The 19,462-nt window shown below is 70.5% G+C and carries 18 protein-coding genes, 1 tRNA gene and 1 riboswitch; of the genes, 7 read left to right on the top strand and 12 right to left on the bottom strand.

Annotated features, from left to right (window positions below):
* Positions 1 to 86: 86 nt before the first annotated feature.
* Entirely contained in the window at positions 87 to 1,016 is a 930-nt protein-coding gene (gene cysM / locus MCHT01_RS06330; RefSeq protein ID WP_067063830.1) for a cysteine synthase CysM, read from the bottom strand.
* 149 nt (positions 1,017 to 1,165) lie between these two features.
* On the opposite strand from cysM, the gene MCHT01_RS06325 reads away from it, so the two are divergent.
* Together MCHT01_RS06325 and MCHT01_RS06320 are read left to right on the top strand one after the other, a co-directional pair.
* Positions 1,166 to 1,250, top strand: a tRNA-Leu gene (locus tag MCHT01_RS06325).
* 286 nt (positions 1,251 to 1,536) lie between these two features.
* Positions 1,537 to 2,118: a rhomboid family intramembrane serine protease gene (locus tag MCHT01_RS06320; RefSeq protein ID WP_067063828.1), complete on the top strand. Its 582-nt coding sequence runs from the start codon at positions 1,537 to 1,539 to the stop codon at positions 2,116 to 2,118.
* A gap of 83 nt (positions 2,119 to 2,201) precedes the next feature.
* Here the strand turns inward: MCHT01_RS06320 and MCHT01_RS06315 are convergent, their stop codons facing one another.
* Positions 2,202 to 3,101, bottom strand: a complete 900-nt coding sequence (locus MCHT01_RS06315; protein WP_067063825.1) for an SDR family oxidoreductase — start codon at positions 3,099 to 3,101, stop codon at positions 2,202 to 2,204.
* Between the two features lie 222 nt (positions 3,102 to 3,323).
* Between MCHT01_RS06315 and MCHT01_RS06310 the strand changes: the two genes are divergently transcribed.
* Together MCHT01_RS06310 and MCHT01_RS06305 are read left to right on the top strand one after the other, a co-directional pair.
* The gene (locus tag MCHT01_RS06310) at positions 3,324 to 4,361 is read left to right on the top strand and encodes a CDP-6-deoxy-delta-3,4-glucoseen reductase (protein WP_067063823.1); all 1,038 of its coding nucleotides are present in this window, start codon (positions 3,324 to 3,326) and stop codon (positions 4,359 to 4,361) included.
* A gap of 192 nt (positions 4,362 to 4,553) precedes the next feature.
* Complete coding sequence (locus MCHT01_RS06305) at positions 4,554 to 5,300, top strand: 2OG-Fe dioxygenase family protein (RefSeq protein WP_067063821.1); 747 nt, start codon at positions 4,554 to 4,556, stop codon at positions 5,298 to 5,300.
* 33 nt (positions 5,301 to 5,333) lie between these two features.
* On the opposite strand, the gene MCHT01_RS06300 is transcribed toward MCHT01_RS06305, so the two are convergent.
* From MCHT01_RS06300 to MCHT01_RS06290, 3 genes are read right to left on the bottom strand one after another with little or no spacing between them, the layout of a single operon-like run.
* Positions 5,334 to 6,572, bottom strand: a complete 1,239-nt coding sequence (locus tag MCHT01_RS06300) for a hybrid sensor histidine kinase/response regulator (protein ID WP_067063818.1) — start codon at positions 6,570 to 6,572, stop codon at positions 5,334 to 5,336.
* A complete protein-coding gene (locus tag MCHT01_RS06295; protein WP_067063817.1) occupies positions 6,569 to 6,994 on the bottom strand; it encodes a response regulator in 426 nt (141 codons plus the stop codon). Before MCHT01_RS06295 ends, MCHT01_RS06300 begins: the two co-directional genes overlap by 4 nt.
* Before the next feature lie 4 nt (positions 6,995 to 6,998).
* Entirely contained in the window at positions 6,999 to 8,447 is a 1,449-nt protein-coding gene (locus tag MCHT01_RS06290) for a sensor histidine kinase (RefSeq protein ID WP_067063814.1), read from the bottom strand.
* A gap of 239 nt (positions 8,448 to 8,686) precedes the next feature.
* Here MCHT01_RS06290 and MCHT01_RS06285 point away from each other — a divergent pair, with 239 nt between their 5' ends.
* Positions 8,687 to 9,793, top strand: a complete 1,107-nt coding sequence (locus MCHT01_RS06285) for a Glu/Leu/Phe/Val family dehydrogenase (RefSeq protein ID WP_084452013.1) — start codon at positions 8,687 to 8,689, stop codon at positions 9,791 to 9,793.
* Between the two features lie 153 nt (positions 9,794 to 9,946).
* Here the strand turns inward: MCHT01_RS06285 and MCHT01_RS06280 are convergent, their stop codons facing one another.
* Together MCHT01_RS06280 and MCHT01_RS06275 are read right to left on the bottom strand one after the other, a co-directional pair.
* Positions 9,947 to 10,498, bottom strand: a complete 552-nt coding sequence (locus MCHT01_RS06280) for a TlpA family protein disulfide reductase (protein ID WP_148661419.1) — start codon at positions 10,496 to 10,498, stop codon at positions 9,947 to 9,949.
* Positions 10,499 to 10,687: 189 nt separating this feature from the next.
* Positions 10,688 to 11,812, bottom strand: a complete 1,125-nt coding sequence (locus tag MCHT01_RS06275; protein ID WP_067063811.1) for a M24 family metallopeptidase — start codon at positions 11,810 to 11,812, stop codon at positions 10,688 to 10,690.
* Between the two features lie 208 nt (positions 11,813 to 12,020).
* Here MCHT01_RS06275 and pdxR point away from each other — a divergent pair, with 208 nt between their 5' ends.
* On the top strand, positions 12,021 to 13,424 hold the full coding sequence (pdxR, locus tag MCHT01_RS06270; RefSeq protein ID WP_067063809.1) for a MocR-like pyridoxine biosynthesis transcription factor PdxR: 1,404 nt from the start codon (positions 12,021 to 12,023) through the stop codon (positions 13,422 to 13,424).
* 49 nt (positions 13,425 to 13,473) lie between these two features.
* Positions 13,474 to 13,557: riboswitch (Fluoride riboswitch) on the top strand.
* 78 nt (positions 13,558 to 13,635) lie between these two features.
* Positions 13,636 to 15,051 (top strand): voltage-gated chloride channel family protein, encoded by a 1,416-nt coding sequence (locus MCHT01_RS06265; RefSeq protein WP_084452009.1) that lies wholly within the window; start codon positions 13,636 to 13,638, stop codon positions 15,049 to 15,051.
* 20 nt (positions 15,052 to 15,071) lie between these two features.
* Here the strand turns inward: MCHT01_RS06265 and MCHT01_RS06260 are convergent, their stop codons facing one another.
* The 5 genes from MCHT01_RS06260 to MCHT01_RS26050 form a co-directional block, all read right to left on the bottom strand.
* Entirely contained in the window at positions 15,072 to 16,235 is a 1,164-nt protein-coding gene (locus tag MCHT01_RS06260) for an MFS transporter (RefSeq protein ID WP_067063806.1), read from the bottom strand.
* A complete protein-coding gene (locus tag MCHT01_RS06255; protein WP_067063804.1) occupies positions 16,232 to 17,008 on the bottom strand; it encodes a DeoR/GlpR family DNA-binding transcription regulator in 777 nt (258 codons plus the stop codon). Before MCHT01_RS06255 ends, MCHT01_RS06260 begins: the two co-directional genes overlap by 4 nt.
* A gap of 56 nt (positions 17,009 to 17,064) precedes the next feature.
* A complete protein-coding gene (locus MCHT01_RS06250; protein ID WP_067063801.1) occupies positions 17,065 to 17,709 on the bottom strand; it encodes a GAF domain-containing protein in 645 nt (214 codons plus the stop codon).
* 93 nt (positions 17,710 to 17,802) lie between these two features.
* Positions 17,803 to 18,081, bottom strand: coding sequence for a hypothetical protein (locus tag MCHT01_RS06245; RefSeq protein ID WP_148661418.1), 279 nt, complete (start codon positions 18,079 to 18,081; stop codon positions 17,803 to 17,805).
* A 570-nt stretch (positions 18,082 to 18,651) separates the two neighbouring features.
* Positions 18,652 to 19,275, bottom strand: a complete 624-nt coding sequence (locus MCHT01_RS26050; RefSeq protein WP_148661417.1) for a hypothetical protein — start codon at positions 19,273 to 19,275, stop codon at positions 18,652 to 18,654.
* Between the last annotated feature and the right edge of the window lie 187 nt (positions 19,276 to 19,462).

The following is a 19,462-nucleotide window of genomic DNA, read 5'->3' as shown; positions in this document are numbered from 1 at the left end:
GTGGTGGATGGCCCCGGACGGGCGGCCGTGAGGGGCGTGGCGCGGTCGAGGCGGCGGGCGCTGGCGTCGTGGGCGGGTCCGCGGCCTCAGGCCGGGAAGACGCCCGTCGACAGGTAGCGGTCGCCGCGGTCGCAGACGACGAAGACGATGGTGGCGTTGCTGACCTGGCGCGCGATCTGCAGCGCGACCCAGCAGGCGCCCGCGGCGCTGATGCCGCCGAACAGGCCTTCCTCGCGGGCGAGGCGGCGGGCCATGTCCTCGGCGTCGGACTGGCCGACCAGCACCAGCTCATCGACGTTCTCGGCGCGGTAGATCTTCGGCAGATAGGCCTGCGGCCACTTGCGGATGCCCGGGATGCGCGAGCCTTCGGCCGGCTGCGCGCCGACGATGCGCACCTCGGGGTTCTTCTCCTTGAGGAAGCGCGACACGCCGGTGATGGTGCCGGTCGTGCCCATCGCGCTGACGAAGTGGGTCACGCGGCCGCCGGTGTCGCGCCAGATCTCGGGACCGGTGGTCTCGTAATGGATGCGCGGGTTGTCGTTGTTGGCGAACTGGTCCAGCACCCGGCCCTTGCCGTCGCGCTGCATCTGCTCGGCCAGGTCGCGGGCGTATTCCATGCCGCCCGAGCGCGGCGTCAGGATGAGCTCGGCGCCGAACGCCTTCATGGTCTGGGCGCGTTCGATCGACAGGTCCTCCGGCATGATCAGCACCATGCGGTATCCGCGGATCGCCGCGGCCATCGCCAGCGCGATGCCGGTGTTGCCCGAGGTCGCCTCGATCAGCGTGTCGCCGGGCTTGATCTCGCCGCGCTCCTCGGCACGCTTGATCATGCTGATGGCGGGACGGTCCTTCACCGAGCCGGCGGGGTTGTTGCCCTCCAGCTTGGCCAGCAGCACATTGCCGCGCGCGGCCAGCTCGGGCCCGAGCACCCGTTGCAGTCGCACCAGCGGCGTGTTGCCGATCACGTCTTCCAGGGTCGGGTAGCTCTTGGGATCGAAGGCGCTTGATTCACTCATAGCCGCGCATTCTCTCAGTCGGCGTGTGGCCGTGGTGGCATAATGCCTTTTCTTTCGCGGCCCCTCTGGCTCTGTCCACGACGAAGCTTCAGTTGCAGGCCCGCGCAGTGGCCCCAGCGTCATCCGACCGGGGCCGCGTTGCTGATGACGCCCGGATGGCGAAATCGGTAGACGCAGGGGACTCAAAATCCCCCGCCGCAAGGCGTGTCGGTTCGAGTCCGACTCCGGGCACCACCTCTGAATGCAGGTGTCCCGCACGCGTCATCAGCACCACCACGTTCCGCATCTGTTCCGCGATCCGTTCCGCGTTTCCGGCGATCGCGGCCTCACTGCGCCCCCCTCTCTGACGACCCCCGCGATCACTTTCGGACATTCCTTCGGTGACGCTCGGCGCGACCATCGGGGGCCAGTGCTTGCCTGTATCAGGCTTGGATACACTCGCCCGAACGCCCGGGCCCCGACGACGGGACGCCCGCCTCAGCCACGCGCCCCTGGTGGCGCCATTCGAAGACGCTTCCCCATGCCCTTCATCCCTCCGGTGACCAAGGCCCTGATGCTGTTCTGCGTGGGCCTGTTCTGCCTGACCTTCCTGATGCCGGGCGAGCCCTTCTTCATCGCGATGTGGCTCTGGCCGCTGAACAGCGGCCGTTTCGAGATCTGGCAGCCCATCACCTACGCCTTCCTGCACGGCGACTTCCTGCACCTGTTCTTCAACATGCTGGGGCTGTGGATGTTCGGCGCGGAGCTGGAGACCGTGCTCGGCCGCACGCGCTACGGCGTGCTGCTGCTGGCCAGCGCGCTCACGGGCGCCGCGGCGCAGCTGGTGTTCACGCTGGTCACCAACTCGATGTCCACCACCGTGGGCGCCTCCGGCGCGCTGTTCGGGCTGCTGCTGGCCTACGGCCTGCAGTTCGGCGAGCGCGTGATCATGCCGCTGTTCCCGCCCATCCCGATGAAGGTGAAGTACTTCGTCGCGATCTTCGGCGGACTGGAACTGATCCTGGGCTTCACCGGCGGTCGCGGCATCGCCCACTTCGCCCACCTGGGCGGCATGCTCGGCGCCTGGCTGATCATCAACCACTGGCGCAGCCCACGGCGCTGAGTCGGCGGCGCCCGGTCGCCGCCCTCGCCGACATGACCCGTCCCTCGATCAGCGATCAGCGTTCAGCGATCAAGGGACTGGGGTCAGGTCTCCACCGCCAGCAGGCCGTCGGCCGGCGTCGGATAGCGCAGCCGCTGTCGCAGCTCCCGCTTGAGGCGACCGTTGTCCATCCGGCGCGATTCATTCATGAAGCTCATCTGCATCGGCGAGAACACCGTCGCCGCGTCCGCCCGCGCCACGCGCGCCGGCGGCGGCAGGCCGCACAGCCGCGCGGCCAGCTCGAAGTAGTCGCCCATCAACAGCTCGCTGTCGTCGCTCGCGTGGATCACGCGGCCCGCGGGACCGCGCAGCAGCGCGAGACGGCAGGCCCGCGCCAGGTCGTCGGCCTGGATGTGATTCGTGTAGACGTCGTCCGCGCGCGCCAGCACCGGCAGCCCCTTGGCCAGACGCTCGCGCGGATGACCGCCCTCGCGGTCGAAGGCGTAGATGCCGGGCACGCGCAGGATCGTCACCGGGCAGCCGGTCTCCCGCCCCCAACGGCGCAGTTGCGTCTCGGCATCGACGCGCCGCCAGGCGCGATCGTTGGCGGGATTCGTCGGACGCGTCTCGTCGATGCGCGCGCCACCGCAGTCGCCGTAGACGCCGCTGGTGCTCGCGTAGACCAGATGCAGCGGCGCCGCGCCGCGCGACAGCGCCTGCAGCAGCCGGCGGGTGCGGGCATCGTCGCGCCCCTGCGCGGCCGGCGGCGCCAGATGCAGCACCCGGTCGGCCACACCGGCCAGCCGCCGCAACGTCCCCGGATCGTCCAGACTCCCCACCAGCGGCACCGCGCCCGCCGCGCGCAGCGCGGGCACGCGTGCCGCGCTGCTGGTCAGCGCGAGGACCGTCCAGCGTCCCGCCAACTGCCGCAGCACCCGCAGGCCGACGTCGCCGCAGCCGACGATCAGCAGGCGCTCGCGGCGGGCGCGGCGCGCGGTGTCCATCGGTACGGGCGGGGGCGGGGCGGGATTCGGTCCGGTCATGGGCGAGGGAGAAGTCGTCGATGCGCGGCGAGAGGCCGCGCGGGCGGACGAGGGATTGGGGCTCAGGCAAAATGGCGGCCCAGTGTACGGCTCGCGCCCTGGTCTTCCGGACCGCGCGGGCCGTGTCGCTTCGCCCCATTTCCGGGTGCTCGCGCGCCCTCCTCCACGTCGCTATCCCGCACCATGAGCTTCCAGGTCACCGTCCTGCCCGCCGGCCGCAACTACACCGTCGACGACGACGAGACCCTGCTGGCCGCCGCCATCCGCCAGGGCATCGGCCTCCCGTATGGCTGCAAGGACGGCGCCTGCGGCTCCTGCAAGAGCAAGCTGGTCGAAGGCCAGGTGATCCATGGCGAGCATCAGCCCAAGGCGCTGTCCGCGGACGAGGAGGCCGCCGGCTTCGTGCTCACCTGCTGCGCCCGCCCGCAGACCGACTGCACCGTCGAGGCCCGCACCGTGCCCGGCGCCGGCGAGTTCCCCGTCCTGAAGCTGCCCAGCCGCGTGCTGACGCTGGAGAAGCCGGCCGCCGACGTCGCGGTCGTCAAGCTGCAGCTGCCGGCCAACCAGAACCTGCAGTTCCGCGCCGGCCAGTATGTCGAGTTCATCCTGCGCGACGGCGCGCGCCGCAGCTACTCGATGGCCAACGCGCCCAGCCGCCTGGGCACGCCGCCCGCGATCGAACTGCACATCCGCCACATGCCCGGCGGCAAGTTCACCGACCACGTCTTCGGCGCGCTCAAGGAGAAGGACATCCTGCGCATGGAAGGCCCGTTCGGCAGCTTCTTCCTGCGCGAGGACAGCGACAAGCCCATCGTGCTGCTGGCCTCGGGCACCGGTTTCGCGCCGATCAAGGCCATCCTCGAACGCATCCAGGACCAGGGCATCACCCGCCCGGTCACGCTGTACTGGGGCGCGCGCGGCAAGGCCGACCTGTACCTGCACGACTGGGCCGTCCAGGCCGCGGCCGCGATGCCCACGCTGACCTACGTCCCGGTGCTGTCCGAGCCCAAGCCCGAGGACGCCTGGACCGGCCGCACCGGCTTCGTCCACCAGGCCGTGATGGCCGACCTGCCGGACCTGTCGCGCCACCAGATCTACGCCTGCGGCGCGCCCATCATGGTCGAGTCCGCGCAGCGCGACTTCGTCGCGCGATGCCACCTCCCGGTGGAGGAGTTCTACGCGGACGCGTTCACTTCCGAAGCCGACAAGCACGCCGCCTGAGCCGACGTGCCCGCGACGAGGCTCATGTCGACCGTCGGGTCGATGTGAGCTGGGGCCTCCCGCTGGGGGCCCACTCGGTCGCTCGGGGCTTCACGTTTCGTTGATGCCGGTCATCCGCCTTCCGCACCGCGAATCCCGCGTCGGGGGCGTGACATGTGCCAGGGCAGGCGGGGCCGTCCGATACTTGGGGACATGAAGCACTTCCCGCCGCCCTACTCCAGCGCCGCGCAGTTCGAGCAGCAACTGCAGGACCTCGGCCACACGGTCATCGCGCCGGAGAGCCTCACGCATTGGCTGCACTGCCAGGCCACGGACCTGCGCGCGCTGCAATCCTTCTGGAACGACCTGCCGCCCGACGCCTACCTGCGCGACGGCGGTCGCTACCGCTTCCGCCGCCACGCGAGCTTTGTCGTCGACGCGCAGGCCGATCCGGCGGTGCGCCTGGCGCCGCACCGCGCGCACTGGCAGCCGGTGGACTACAACGCCCTGCACGGCGGCATCGAGCGCTGGTTCGAGCCCATGGAGCCGGCCGCTGTCGACCTGCCGATCTGGCCGCGTCTGCTGCTGGGCCTGGCCGGGGTCGCGGACCGGCTCAAGGGCGCGCGCCCCTGGTTCGTCGAGGCGCATCAGTTCCGCATCGACACGGCCGGCGGCATCGGCCGACCCACGCCCGAGGGCGCGCACCGCGACGGCGTCGACCTGGTGGCGGTGTTCATGCTGGCCCGTCAGGGCATCAAGGGCGGCGAGTCCCGCGTCTTCGAGGCGGACGGCCCGCGCGGCCAGCGCTTCACGATGATGGAGCCCTGGACGCTGCTGCTGCTCGACGACGAGCGCGTCATCCACGAGACCACACCCATCCAGCCCGTCGACCCGACCCATCCCGGTCACCGCGACACGCTGGTCGTGACCCTGCGCGCCGACGCGTTCATGGGGCGCTGAGGCGCCGGGGGCGCGGCGTTCTCCGACGCGCGCTCAGGACGGACGGGGCGGGTCCGCCAGGCCATGCTCCTCGGGATCGGGCAGCTCCGCGAAGAAGGTGGAGCCTCGCCCGAGCTCGCTGCGCGCGCCCACGCGGCCGCCCTGGGCCTCCACGATGCGCTTGGTCAGGGCCAGCCCCAGTCCCGTCCCGGGATAGGGCGAACGCGAGGCGCCCGGCAACTGCGTGAACTCGGTAAACAGCCGCGCCAGGTCCTCCTCGGCGATGCCCGGCCCGGTGTCCTCGACCTCGACGCGGAAGCGGTGATCGCCACAGGGTCCGGCGCGTACCGTCAGGTGACCGCCCTCGGGCGTGAACTTCCAGGCGTTCGAGAGGTAGTTGTAGAGCACCTGGCGCAAACGCAACGCATCGGTCCAGACCAGTCCCAGGTGGTCGTCGATCTCCAGGTCCACCGCGAGCGGCTTGTCGGCGAAGCTGCCGGTGACCACGTCGAGGACCTCTCTCGCCACGTCGGCGACATTGGTCTCGCCCGGATGCAGCTCCATCCCGCCGGCTTCCAGCCGGGCCAAGTCCAGGACATCGTTGATCAGGCCCAGCAGGTGCCGCCCGCTCGAGAGGATGTGGCCGGCGTAGTTGCGCACGCGGTCCGGCGGCAACGCGGCCGCGCCGTCGGCCAGCAACTGCGAGAACCCGATCACGGCGTTCAACGGGGTGCGCAGCTCGTGCGACATGTTGGCCAGCAGACGGCCCTTGTGGCGGCTGACCTCGAGGATGCGCTTGTTCTCCAGCTCGAGCTCGGCGCTGCGCAGGCGCAGGGCCTGGGCCCGCATCCGCACGCGGGCCTCGCGGGTGCGCGCCTCGGCGTAGTCGATCGCGCGCACCAGCGTGCGCGGCCGCACATCCTGCTTGGACAGGTAGTCCTGGGCGCCGGCGGTCATGCAGGACAAGGCCAGGGCATCGTCCTCCATGCCGGTGAGCACCACGATGGGCGTGTCCCGCGCCTGGGCCCGCACGGCGCTGACGCATTCGATGCCGGCGGCGTCGGGCAGGTGCAGGTCCAGGAGCACGGCGGCCACCCGGTGGCGCTCCAGCAAGGCCACGGCCTCGGACAGCCGGGTGGCGCGCACCACCGGACGCGGCGGCGACGGCGCGGCCTCGGCCAGCAGTTCGGTGATGAGGTCGGCGTCGCCGTCGTTGTCCTCGACCAGCAGGATGGGCAGGACCGGGCGACGGGCGGCGGCCGGCACGGCGAGATCGTCGGGCAGCGCGCTCATGGCAGCTTCACCACCGTGAACCAGAAGCCCTCCACCGCCTTCACGATGGACTGGAAGGCCACCAGCCCCACCGGCTTGGTCACGTAGCAGTTGGCGCCCAGCTGGTAGCTCTTGACGATGTCGTGCTCCGCGTCCGAGGAGGTCAGCACCACCACTGGAATCTCCTTGAGCTCGGGCTCGGTCTTGATGCGGGCCAGCACCTCGCGGCCGCCGACCTTGGGCAGGTTCAGGTCGAGCAGGATCAGGTCGGGCCGGGCGGTGTCCTCGTAGGGCGGCTCGCGCAGCAGCCGCGACAGCGCCTGCGCCCCGTCGACCGCCACGGCGATGTCCAGCCGCAGCCGGCTCTGCTCCAGGGTCTCCGCCACCAGGTCGGCGTCACCGGGGTTGTCCTCGATGAGGAGGATGTTCAGCGGTTGGCTCATGGGCTCAGGCTCCTTCCGTGCGGGCCGGCGGCAGGGTGAAGGACACGGTGCTGCCCTGCCCCGGCGCGGAGTCGATCCAGATCGCGCCGCCATGGCGCTCGACGATGCGCTTGGCGATGGCCAGGCCGATGCCGCTGCCCTCGTAGCGGCCCAGCTCGTGCAGGCGCTGGAACATCTGGAAGACGCGCTGCGCGTACTGCATGTCGATGCCGATGCCGTTGTCGCTGACCTGGAACAGCCAGCGATGCCCCTGCGGACGCGCCGAGATCCTGACCCGCGGTGGCGCCTCCGAGCGGAACTTGATCGCGTTGCTGATCAGGTTCTGCAGCAGCTGGTGCAGCTGGCCCTCGTCGGCCTGCACGCGCGGCAGCGGGTCGGCCTCGACCGTGCCGCCCGACTCGCGCAGCAGCCGCTGCAGCGCATGGGTGACCGCCTCCAGCACCTGGCCGGCCTCCACCGGCACCAGCGGCTTGCCCTGCGAGCCCACCCGCGAGTAGGCCAGCAGATCCGCCACCAGGCGCTGCATGCGGCGCGCGCCGTCGGAGGCGTAGCGGATGTACTTGTCGGCGCGCTCGTCGATCTGGCCGGCGTAGCGCTGGGCCAGCAGCTCGGTGTAGTTGGCGACCATGCGCAGCGGCTCCTGCAGGTCGTGCGAGGCGACGTAGGCGAACTGCTCCAGCTCCGCGTTGCTGCGCCGCAGCTCGTCCTCGCTGCGGCGGCGCTCGGTGATGTCGATGATGGAGGCGACCACGAAATGCCCGTCGGGCGCGGCGATCGGGGTCAGGCCGATCTCCACCGGCATCTCCGAGCCGTCCTTGCGCAGGCCGAAGAGCTCGCGCCCCGCGCCCATGGGCCGCGCCTCGGGCCGGCCCGAGAACGAGGCCACATGGCCCGGATGCCCGGCCCGGTAGCGCTCCGGCACCAGCATCTCGACGGGCTGCCCCAGGAACTCGGCCCGCTCGTAGCCGAACATCTCCTCCGCGCGCCGGTTGACCAGCCGGATGCGGCGCGAGGCGTCGATCATGATCATCGCGCTGGGCGAGGCCTCGACCACCAGCTCGAAACGCTCCTGGGCCCGCTTGCGCTCGGTGATGTCGATGATGGACGCCAGCGTGCACAGGCCCTCGGCGGTGTCGATGGGGCTCAGGCCGATCTCGATGGGGACCTCCTCGCCGTTCTTGCGGCGCCCGAAGAGGTCGCGCCCCGCGCCCATGGCCCGGGTCTCCGGCCGCGCGAAGAAGTCGCTCACATGGCGCGGGTGACCGGCCTGGAAGCGGCTGGGGATCAGCGTCTCGACCGTGGTGCCCAGCAGTTCCTCGCGCGCGTAGCCGAAGAGCTCCTCGGCCTTGCGGTTGACCAGCCGGATGCGGCGCTCCCGGTCCACCAGCACGATGGCGCTCGGAATCGCCTCCACGATCGACCGGAACCGGTCGTCGGCGGGGTTGTCTGACACGGAGCCTCCCTGAAAACGTGCGCACTACGCACGACTCCGAACCCAGGGTGTATCACGGGCGTGGGCTGTACGCCAAGGAGAGGCCGTCCCCTGGACGGGGCGACGGGCCCGGGTGGGCGGTCGCCCGGGGCGCTCCGCTTACACTGGCGGCCCCCCATGCGTCACAAGCGCGTGCGGGTCGCATCGGCGCCGCTCACGGCGCCGGTTTCTCTTCAAGCATCACAAGTGCAGGCTCATCCATGAACGCCCTCACCGACATCGCCCGCGCGCTGGCCGCCGGCTCGTCCGACTCCCTCCCCTCCTCGCTCTTCGGTCTCCCGGACCAGGCCCCGCACGAGCGCGTGCTGCTGGCCGCCGATCCCGTGACCGGTCTGAAGGCGATCCTGGCGGTGCACAGCACCGCGCGCGGCCCGGCCTTCGGCGGCTGCCGCTTCTGGAGCTACGACAACGAGCTGGCCGCGCTGAACGACGCGCTGCGCCTGTCGCAGGGCATGAGCCACAAGAACGCCCTGGCCAACCTGCCCTTCGGCGGCGGCAAGGCCGTGATCATCAAGCCGCAGGGCGAGTTCGACCGCGCCGCGCTGTTCGCGGCCTTCGGCCGCGCGGTGCAGTCGCTGGACGGCGCCTACATCACCGCCGAGGACGTGGGCACGACCACCGCCGACATGAAGGGCATGATGGCCCACACCCAGTACGTGTCGGGCATCCCGCGCGACGGCGCCTTCGGTGGCGACCCCAGCCCGAAGACGGCCTGGGGCGTGTTCGTCTCCATCGATGAAGGCGTCAAGCGCGTGCTGGGCCGCGAATCGCTGGACGGCGTGCGCGTGGCGCTGCAGGGTCTGGGCGCGGTGGGCTGGCATCTGGCCGAGTTCCTGCACCAGGCCGGTGCCAAGCTGGTCGTCGCCGACGTCAACGGCGAGAAGGTCGCCCGCGCGGTGGCCGAGCTGGGCGCGCAGGCGGTGGGCGTGGGCGAGATCCTGGCGGCGGACGTCGACGTGGTAGCGCCCTGCGCGCTGGGCGCGACGCTGAACGCGGTGTCCATCCCGGCGCTGAAGGCCCGCCTGATCGCCGGCGCGGCCAACAACCAGCTGGCCACCGCCGCGGATGGCGACGCGCTGCAGGCCCGCGGCATCGCCTACCTGCCGGACTACCTGGTGAACGCCGGCGGCATCATCAGCGTCGCGCGCGAGTTCCGCGGCGAAGGCGAGGAAGCGGCCGTGATGGCCGAGGTCGGCCAGATCCGCGGCCGCGTGGCCGAGCTGCTGGACCGCGTGAAGGTCAGCGGTCTGACGCCGGCCCGTGAAGCCGACGCCTGGGCGCGTTCGCTGCTGGTCAAGCCGGCCTGATCGAAGCTGCCACCGGGCTCGCGGCTTCGGCCGCCAGAAGAAGACAAGGGGCCCGCGAGGGCCCCTTCTGCTTCATGGCGACATCGCGCCCCCCTGTCCACGGGGCCCCTGTCGGCGGGGCCCAGTGCCGCCGGAGCGGCGACGCCGCCCCGCTCAGTTCGCCGCCTTGGCCAGCTGCGTGTCCAACCAGGTCTCGATGCCGGCCACGGTGGCGTGGCCATCCTCGCCGCCGAGCTGGTTGGCCTGGACGGTCGCCATCAGCCGGCCCTTGTCGTCGAGCAGCGCGAACGCGGGGAAGGCCATGACCTTCAACTGCTTGAAGAGCAATGACTCCGCATCGGCCGCCACCGGCCAGTTCAGTCCGTGCTGCTTCGCATACTTGGCCGCCTCGACGCCCGAATCGGGCGTGATGGCGAGGACGTGGATGTCGCCGCGGCGCTTCATCACTTCATTGAGCTTTGGGACTTCCTTGATGCAGGGCGCGCAATGCCGCGTATAGAAGTTGATCAGCACCCGCTTGCCGAGCCATCGATCTCGCCCGGTCGCCTTGCCCTCCGGATCGACGAGCGCATCGAGCGGGAACGGCTCTCCGACCGAGACGCCGAAGTTCGGCAGCAGCTTGTAATCCACCTCCGCGGCATGAGCGGTCAACAGGGTGCCGGCCATGAGCAGGCCGGCGGCCATCGACAAGATGCGAGCTGTCAAGTTGTTCTCCCTTTGAATGACGGCGCAGTGTCTCTCCGAATCGATCGGCCGCAATACCGTCCCATGGGGGAGGCAAGTGCTGGCCGGTCCGCGGATCGATCGCGAATCCGGCCTGGCCGCGGCCGACCGCACCGAGGACTTCGCGATTGCGCAGGGAACAGTCCTCCTTGACGCCCCGGGGGGCGAACCTCAGGCCAAGGCCTCTTCCCCCAGCAGCACATCCTCGTAGAACGCCCCGATCTGCCGTTCCGGTTGCCGGATCTGGATCTCCAGCACCCACAAGCCGTGGGCCGGCGCGAAGCCGGCCTTGGCCAGGTCCTGCTTTCCGTACAGCGCGTGCGGGAAGTCCGCGATCCGATGTCCCGCCACCTCGGGCACCAGTTCATAGCCACGCGCGCTCGCCCGGGCGGCGGCGAAATCGTAGAGCTCGACGCCCGTGAGGCCGCGCGCCCATTCGGCACGGGTCTCGGCGTGGATCTCGCGCGCGGCCCGCGCGCAGGCCTGGTGCTCCGGATCGTCGCCGACGACAAAGGTGTCGCCGTAATCGCCCTCGTACTCGCCCCACACGGGGCCGATGTCCACCACGATCACGTCCCGCTCCCGCAGCACGCGCGCCCGGTCCAGCGGCCGGTTCCACGGGAACTGCGCATCCGCGCCGAAGCGGATGTAGGTCGGGTGCCAAGTCCGGATCGAACCCATCTCGCGCAGGCAGCGTTCCGCCGCGTCCAGGCCCTGCTGCGTGGTCATGCCGGGTGTCATCAGGCGCCCGATGCGCTCCACGGCCTCGATGCTCAGACGCCGGGCCTCCAGCACGCCGCGCAGGTCGAAGCCCTCCCCCACCTGCTCCCAGGCCGGCGCGTCGGCGGCGCTCAGGTCGATCCTCGGCACGGGCTTGGGCGTCCAGTCGGGCACATGCAGCCGCATGTCCGAGGTGGGTCGGCACTGGCACATCAGCAGCTCGTCCTCGGCGACGCGGAAGCCGTCCGCGGTCGCGGGCCGGATGCGCTCGTGCGAGCCGGACACCACCCGCACGCGGCAGGAACCGCAGGCCCCGCGCTGGCACGAGTACGGCACCGAGACCCCAGCCGCCAGCGCGGCATGGAGCAGCGTCTGGCCGGGCTTGACGCTGAAGGCACCGGTGTTCAGGGCGATGTGGCGGGCGGTCGATGCGTCGACGGGGCTCGCGAGCTTGTCGGCGAGCGCGGAGTTGGCGGGATTCGCGGGATTGGCGGGATTCGCGGGATTGGCGGGATTGGCGGGATTGGCGGGATTGGCGGGATTGGCGGGGTTCGGCGAGGTCGGGGCGGTGTCCATGGCGTGGGTTCAGGCGTGAGTCGGGGCGCGCTCCGACAGGGAAACGTCGCCCGATGAGCGCAGAATCTACGTTCCGACTGGATGGCCTCCAAGAGCCATTTCTCGACAGATGACCCAGCCACTTGAATCCTTCAGCGACCACGGCGCGTCTGGCAAAGGCGGCGCACGCGGCCATCGCGGCAAGCGTGAATCGAGCCTCGATCTCGCCATGTCGCCGCCCGTCGCCGAGAACGGCAAGCAGGCCTGGGTCTACGAGACCCTGCGCGGCCAGATCCTGGGCGGCGCGCTCGCCGCGCAAGCCCGGGTGCCGTCGACGCGCAGCCTGGCGCAGCGCATGGGCGTGTCGCGCTCCACCGTCGAATGGGCCTACGACCAGTTGCGCGCCGAGGGCTACGTGGTCGGCGTCCCCGGCTCCGGCACCTATGTCTGCGCGCAGGTGCCGGATCGCTTCCTCGATCCTGAACGGCCCGCCTCGATCGCGGCAAGACCTGGCCCCTCGACGCCCCCCACCGACACCGGTCGCCTGAACGCCGGCTTCATCGCGCGCGTGGCCGATCCCGGCCTCTTTCCGATGGCCGAATGGAAGCGCTGCCTCGCACACGCGCTGCGGACGACGCCGGTCCAGGCCCTGGCCGACGAGGACCCGCGCGGCTCGCGCGCGTTGCGCGAGCAGATCGCGCGCTACCTGGGCGCGGCGCGCGGCATCGCCTGCGACCCGGACCAGCTCCTGGTGGTCTCGGGCATCCGCCATGCCATCGACCTCTGCGCGCGGGTGCTGGTCGGCCCCGGCGACACCACGCTGGTCGAGGATCCCTGCTATCCCACCGCCAGCACGATCTTCCGCGGCTACACCGATCGCGTGATCCCGCTGCCCATCGACGCGCACGGCTTCTCGGTGACCGAGGCCCGGCGGCACGAGGCGGCGAGGCTGGTCCACGTCACGCCGGCGCACCAGTCGCCGACGGGCGTCACGATGCCGATCTCGCGGCGGCTGGAGCTGCTGGCCTGGGCGCAGGCCCAGGGCGCGTGGCTCATCGAGGACGACTACGACAGCGAGTTCAACTACCAGGCCGCGCCACTGCCGGCGCTCAAGAGCCTGGACCAGGGCGACCGCGTCATTCACTGCGGCAGCTTCAACAAGACCCTGTTCGCCGGCCTGCGGATCGGCTATGCGGTGGTGCCGCGGGTGCTGGCCTCGCGCTTCCTGGACGGCCGGTACGCGACAGGCCGCTCGATCAGCGTGCTGGAGCAGGCGGCGCTGGCCCGCTTCCTGGAAAGCGGCGCCTTCGCGCGCCACGTGCGGCGCTCACGGGCGGTCTATGCGCAGCGGCGCGCGCGGGTCGTCGAGGCGCTGCAGGCCGTGGTCCCGCGCGAGCAGCTCCACCTCACCGGCGAGCAAGGGGGTTTCCATTTCGCCTGGTGGCTGCCGCCCGGCCTCACCGAAGCGGCCTTCCTCGATCGGGCCGCCCGCGTGGGGCTGCGCTTCCAGGGGCTGGGCGCGCTGTGCCATCGGAGCGACCTGCCGCCGGCCGTGCTGGTCGGCGACAGCGCGATGCAGGACGAGGCGCTGGCGGCGGCGCTGGGGCGGCTGCCGGCGCTGCTCGCCGGCTGACGCGCCGGCACGGCGCACGACCCGACGGCCGGGGGGCTCGGCTACACTGCGCCGCTTCGGAGATGGCATGCCTCCGCGAACCGCCTCACGGCCGGGCCCCGCCCGACGTGACGCTGATGATGCCTACAACGTCCTGGGAGACCGGGGCTTTGTGGGCGTTCGCCTCGAGCCTTCATCGACCAGGTTTGCCCCGTACCCACCCGGCGACACGATGAAGCGCTTCGACACCCTTCCAGAACCCCTCCCCCTGCTGCCCTACCTCGGGCGCTGGCTGCTGCTCGCCTGCGCGGTGGCCGTGCTGGCCGGCTCGGCCTCGGCCGTGTTCCTGCTCGCGCTGGACTGGGCCACGACCACCCGCGAGCACCATCGCTGGCTGATCTGGGGCCTGCCGCTGGCAGGCTTCGCGGTGGGCTGGCTCTACCTGAAGCTCGGCCGCGAGGTGGAGGCCGGCAACAACCTGCTGATCGACGAGATCCACGACCCCCGGCAGGTCGTGCCGCTGCGCATGGCGCCGCTGATCCTGTTCAGCACCGTGGTCTCGCACCTGTTCGGCGCCTCGGTCGGGCGCGAGGGCACGGCGGTGCAGATGGGCGGCGCGCTCGCCGACCAGTTCACCCACGTCTTCAAATTGCGTCCCGAGGACCGCCGCATCCTGCTGATGGCCGGCATCAGCGCGGGCTTCGCCTCGGTCTTCGGCACGCCGCTGGCCGGCGCGATCTTCGGGCTGGAGGTGCTGGCCATCGGCCGCCTGCGCTACGACGCGCTGCTGCCCTGCGTGGTCGCCGCCGTCGTCGCCGATCAGGTCACCGGCCTGTGGGGCGTGCATCACGTCCACTACGCGGCCGGCGCGCTCCCGGGCATCGGCCCGTGGTCGCTGGGCGCGGTCCTCGTCGCCGGCATCGTGTTCGGGCTGGTGGGCATGGTCTTCGCGGAGGCCACCCATGCGGCCTCGGCCTTCATGAAGCGACACATCGCCTACGCGCCGCTGCGCCCGCTGGTCGGCGGTCTCGCGATCGCGGCGCTGGTCTGGTTCACCGGCGCGTGGCGCTACGCGGGCCTGGGCATCCCGTCCATCGTCGAGGCCTTCCAGCAGCCCGCGGCCCCGTGGGAGTTCGCCGCCAAGATGGGCCTGACCGTCGCGTCGCTGGGCACCGGCTTCAAGGGGGGCGAGGTGACGCCGCTGTTCTACATCGGCGCGACGCTGGGCAATGCGCTCGCGCCGCTGCTGCATCTGCCCTTCCCCATGCTCGCGGCACTGGGCTTCGTCGCCGTCTTCGCCGGGGCGGCCAACACGCCGCTGGCCTGCACGCTGATGGCGATGGAACTCTTCGGCGCGGAGATCGGCGTCTTCGCCGGGCTCGCCTGCGTGGTGAGCTATCTGTTCTCCGGCCACACGGGGATCTACAAGGCCCAGCGCGTCGGACAAGGGAAGCTGCGCCACTGGCCCGAGGGGCTCAAGCTGGGCGAGGTCGCGGCCTTCCGACGCCGACAGCAGGCGGCATCGAGCGACGAGAGCGACAACACCAGCCCCGGCGACAGCCCCAGCCACGGCCAAGGCAACGGCAACGGCAACGGCAACGGCAACGGCGGCATCGTCGAGCCCCAGGGCTCACGCGAGGAGCGCTGAAGCGCGGCGCGACGCCCGCCCTATCGCGTCAGACGACCGGCGCTCAGCGGCACCAGCACCAGCAGCGCGGCGAGCAGCCAGAACGCGGAGGCCAGCCCGATCGCCTGCGCCAGGAAGCCGATCAGCGCCGGCCCCAGCAGCACGCCGGCATAGCCGGCGGTCGTGACCGCCGACACGGCGAAGGCCGCGGGCATCACGCTCTGCTGGCCGGCGCGGCGGAACAGCACCGGCACCAGATTCGACGCGCCCAGGCCGATCAGCACGAAGCCGACGAAGGCCACGATCGGTGATGACGCGAGCAGCAGCGCCGCGACGCCCGCCACCGCGACCAGGCCGCCGACGCGCAGCGTCGCGCGGTCGCCGAGCCGTGACACGATCGCATCGCCCGCGAAGCGGCCCGCGGTCATCGCCACCGAGAACAGCATGAAGCCCAGCCCGCCCTGCGCCTCGGGCACCAGGCCGGCGCCGGTGATCAGCAGCGCGCCCCAATCCAGGACGGCGCCCTCGGCCAGGAAGGTCGCGGCGGCCAGCAGCGCCATCAGCCAGACGACACCGCGCGGCCGCACGAACAGCGGCCCCTCGGCGGACCGGCCTGTCGCCAGCACGTAGGGCCAGGCGACGACCATCGCCACCACCATCGGCGCGGCGGCGAGCAGCACCGCATGCAAGGGTTCGAAGCCGGTCGACAGCAGCAGCGTCATGACGCCCGCGCCGATGAAGCCACCGACGCTGTACAGCGCGTGGAAGCCGGACATCATCGGCCGGCCCGCGCCGCGTTCCACCTCCAGCGCATTGATGTTCATCGCGACGTCGAGCGACCCGAGGCAGGCGCCGAAGGCCATCAGCGCCAGGCCAAGCGTCCACGGCGAAGCGGCGACCACCAGCCACGGCAGCACGAGCGCGAGTCCGAGCCCGCTGCCGACGATCACCGGCCGCGTGCCGAAGCGCGTGCTCAGCGCGCCGGCCGCCACCATCGCCGCGACCGAGCCCAGGCCCAGGCACAGCAGCAGCGCGCCGAGCGCGCCGTCGTCGATGCCCAGGCGCTCGCGGGCGAAGGGCACCAGCGGTGCCCAGCAGGCGATGCCGAAGCCCGCCACCAGGAAGGCCAGCCGCACGGCCAGCCGGTGCTCGGGGCGGTCCACGGCGGCGGTCGCCGGCGCGAGGGTCGGGACGGACGCGCTCATCGCGCCGCCTCCACCTGGATCACCGCGACGCCGGCCTCGCGCAGCGCGTCGATGACGCCCGCATCGGCGCCCTGCTCCAGCACCACCGTCTGCAGCGCCGACAGCTCGGCGATGCGGTGCGGCGCCTGGGCGGCGACCTTGTCCGAGGTGATCAGCGCGACGCGATGCCGGCTGTTGCGGATCACGGTGCGCTTGAAGGTGGCCTCGTTGAACTGCGGCGTCATCAGGCCCTGCGTGCTCAGCGCGCAGGCGCCGACGAAGCAGCGGTCGATGCGCAGGTCGCGCAGCGACTCGACCGCGGCGGCATCGACGCAACCGCCCAGATGCGGATCGACCTCCCCGCCGATCACGATCAGGCGCAGGTCCTGCCGATGCAGCACCGCCGCCGCCACGTCCACGCCGTTGGTGGCGACGGTCAGGCCGGCGTCCTCGGGCAGGAAGTCCACCAGGGCCAGGTTGGTGCTGCCGGTGTCGATGAAGACGAGCTCGCCCGGCTGCACCGTCGCGGCGCCGGCGCGGGCCAGGGCCGACTTGCGATCCGGCGCCTCGCGCAGACGCGCCGCCAGCGGCGGATCGCCCGCGGTGACCGGCACCGCGCCGCCGTAGACGCGGCGGCACAGCCCCTCGGCGGCGAGCGCCCGCAGGTCGCGCCGGATGGCGTCCTCGGACAGCCCGAACTCAGCCGCCAGATCGGCGGCGATGACGGCGTGGCCGGCGGCCAGCCGCTCGGCGATGAGCTGGCGGCGGGCTTGCGGCAGATCGATGGTCGACATGGCGGCTCTCGGATGAAGAGCCGCGAGTATGCACGTTTATTCTTGCTTTCGCACGTTCATGCACGTTTGTGCGCATGCCGCCGTTCGTCGATGAGGTTGAGCGCGTAGGACAGGTCGGCGCCCAACTCCTCCAGCAAGCCCATGAGCTCGGCGTCGAAGAAGTCGAGCTCGCCGGCGCAGAGCATCAGAACGGCCACGGTCGCGTCCCCACGACGCACCGGGATCCAGGCGATCGCGCGGATGCCCTCGGCCACGGCCTCGGTGCGCCAGCGTCCGCCGGTGGCGTCCAGCCCGTAGTTGTTGCTGAGCGCGCTGACGCCCTCGCGCAGCACGCGGGCGGTGTAGGTGGACTGGAATTCGGGCGCGCTGAGGTCCAGCGGATTCGGCACATTGCGCAGCACCTCGGCGGCGGGGCCGGCGCTGGCGACGCGATGCGCCAGGTGGCCCTCCTTCAGGTAGACCGTGGCCAGCACGGCATGGCCCGCGTCGATGCAGATCCGGCAGGCCTCGCGGAAGAGCTCGTGCTCGTCGTCGATGCGCAGCACCATGCGATTCGCGCGCGACAGCGTGAGCAGGACCTGCGTCAGGCGATCGGCGCGACGGCGCGCGCGGTCGTGCCGCCGCCCCTGCTGCGACAGCCGCGAGAGCAGCATCGCGATGCAGACGGCCATCGCCAGGATCACCAGCCACTCGACATTCATGAACTTGCCCCCATCCGGCAAGTGTCCCGCAGCGGCGCGTCCGGCGTTGCCGGCCGGCGACCCTCACATGAGGGGCGCGGGACGTCGTTCGAGTCATGCGGCACGGGAGCCACTCATGGCAATCGTCAGACGCTCCTCGAGACGTTCCATCGTCAGGTGGCTGGGACCATAGGCAATGGCGGTCACATGGACCGACGACCTCTTGGCCGAAGCCCACGTGGCCTGAACCTCAAGCAGAAGTTCCTCGCCGTCGACGACAACAAGCTTCTCGACTGGCTTCTGCCCAATCAGGTCGACGAGCCTGAGCCAAGGCAGTCGGCGGCATGCCTCCAGCTCGCTTGCAAGCAACGCGTAAGCGCTGGCTCGATTCACTTCGTCCCTGGGTTGAGTTCGCTTCGGGTGCTCTTCGCCGACCCGCCGGAAAGATGGTCTCGGACTGGGGCGATCGATTGGCTCGCCAAGTCTAAGGTCCGTTTCCGCGGCGATGCCGGGGCGACTTCAGCTTGGGGAAGGCGTCGGCTTTGCAGCGGTTGCGGTCCTCTGCGGCAAGTAGGCGGCCTTACGGTCTCGGCCCCAGAGCCGCCATCGCCACAGCCGTCAACCAGCCAGCCGCTATGACGGCTGTCGTGAGCGAAGCGGCCGCCCAGGCCGTCCGGTCGCCGCCCACTGTTTCATGTAGACAGGAATGACCGCTGCAATGACGGACGAGCCGGCGCATTCAACCCATAGCGGAAGTACAGCCACGCCAAGTGCGCCGCCGCGAACCGGACGTTCAACTGTCGAGCGAAGCGGGCGACAGCGGCAAACGGCCCGTCCCGCGCAGTGCATCGTGGACCAAAGGGCCGCTCGGGGTGGCCGCTTGCCGCTGGCGCTACGCTTGAGCGAGGCGGTTGGGCATCAGCCCAGGGCACCTGACGCTAAACGCTCGTGCTCAGCAAGCAATTAGAGCGCTCCGTACCGACGCAGCAAAGCCAACTGTTTTTCCAACTTCTCGACATCCAAACTAGCATCGAGAGTCACGTGGACATTAAAGACGGCACGGGGAGCGGTTCCCCCATCAATCTCACGTGCCGATGCACCGTCGCCTTTGGTGGACATTGTGGTGCCTTCTTGTGGAGCCGCCACGACGCCATCCAACTTGCCGCTGGCGGCGGATTTGTCGCTCGCAAGCGCCTCAGCCTCCGAGGCATTGCAATCTACTTCATCATTAAGTTGTACGGACGGTGCCGATGCTTCGGCAGAGGCGAGATGGGCGACTTGATCCCCTGCAATGGTCACCAGTTGCGCGGTGACCATACTTGCGGAATACAGGTCTACACAGTTTCCTGTTTCGTCGGGGTGGACCTTGAGGTCAGCCGCTCGCTGCTTTAACTTGGCCTTGGAGACAGTGTCACCGTGATACGTCTCGAAGAGCGCCCTAAAGATTGCCGGCTTCAGCGCAGCCCTGCGATACAGCGGGATAAGTTCCTCTGGCGGTGCCGCTGAGATTTTCTTGGCTAGATCGTCTGCGGAGAAGTTAGATTTGGTGTCGCCGGTCATGAGGCCGTACTGCTTGAGGGCGGACATGCCAACCTCCCCCTTCTCGTGCTTCGAGCCGATCACTCCCATTAGGATCACGTCCCTCGTCTGCGGGCCAGTATGAGTCTTACTCACCAACTTCTTCGCGTAACCGAGGGCATCAGCAAGTGCCACCCGCGGAAAAACTGAGCCTCCTTTTCTTCCGCCCTTCGGCATTTGCCGAACCTTCTTCGCT

The sequence above is a fragment of the Mitsuaria chitosanitabida ATCC BAA-476 = NBRC 102408 genome (assembly GCF_001598255.1).
Lineage (GTDB): Bacteria > Pseudomonadota > Gammaproteobacteria > Burkholderiales > Burkholderiaceae_C > Roseateles > Roseateles chitosanitabidus.
Note: the sequence above shows the minus strand (reverse complement) of the source record. Positions and strands in the feature narration are given on the sequence as shown.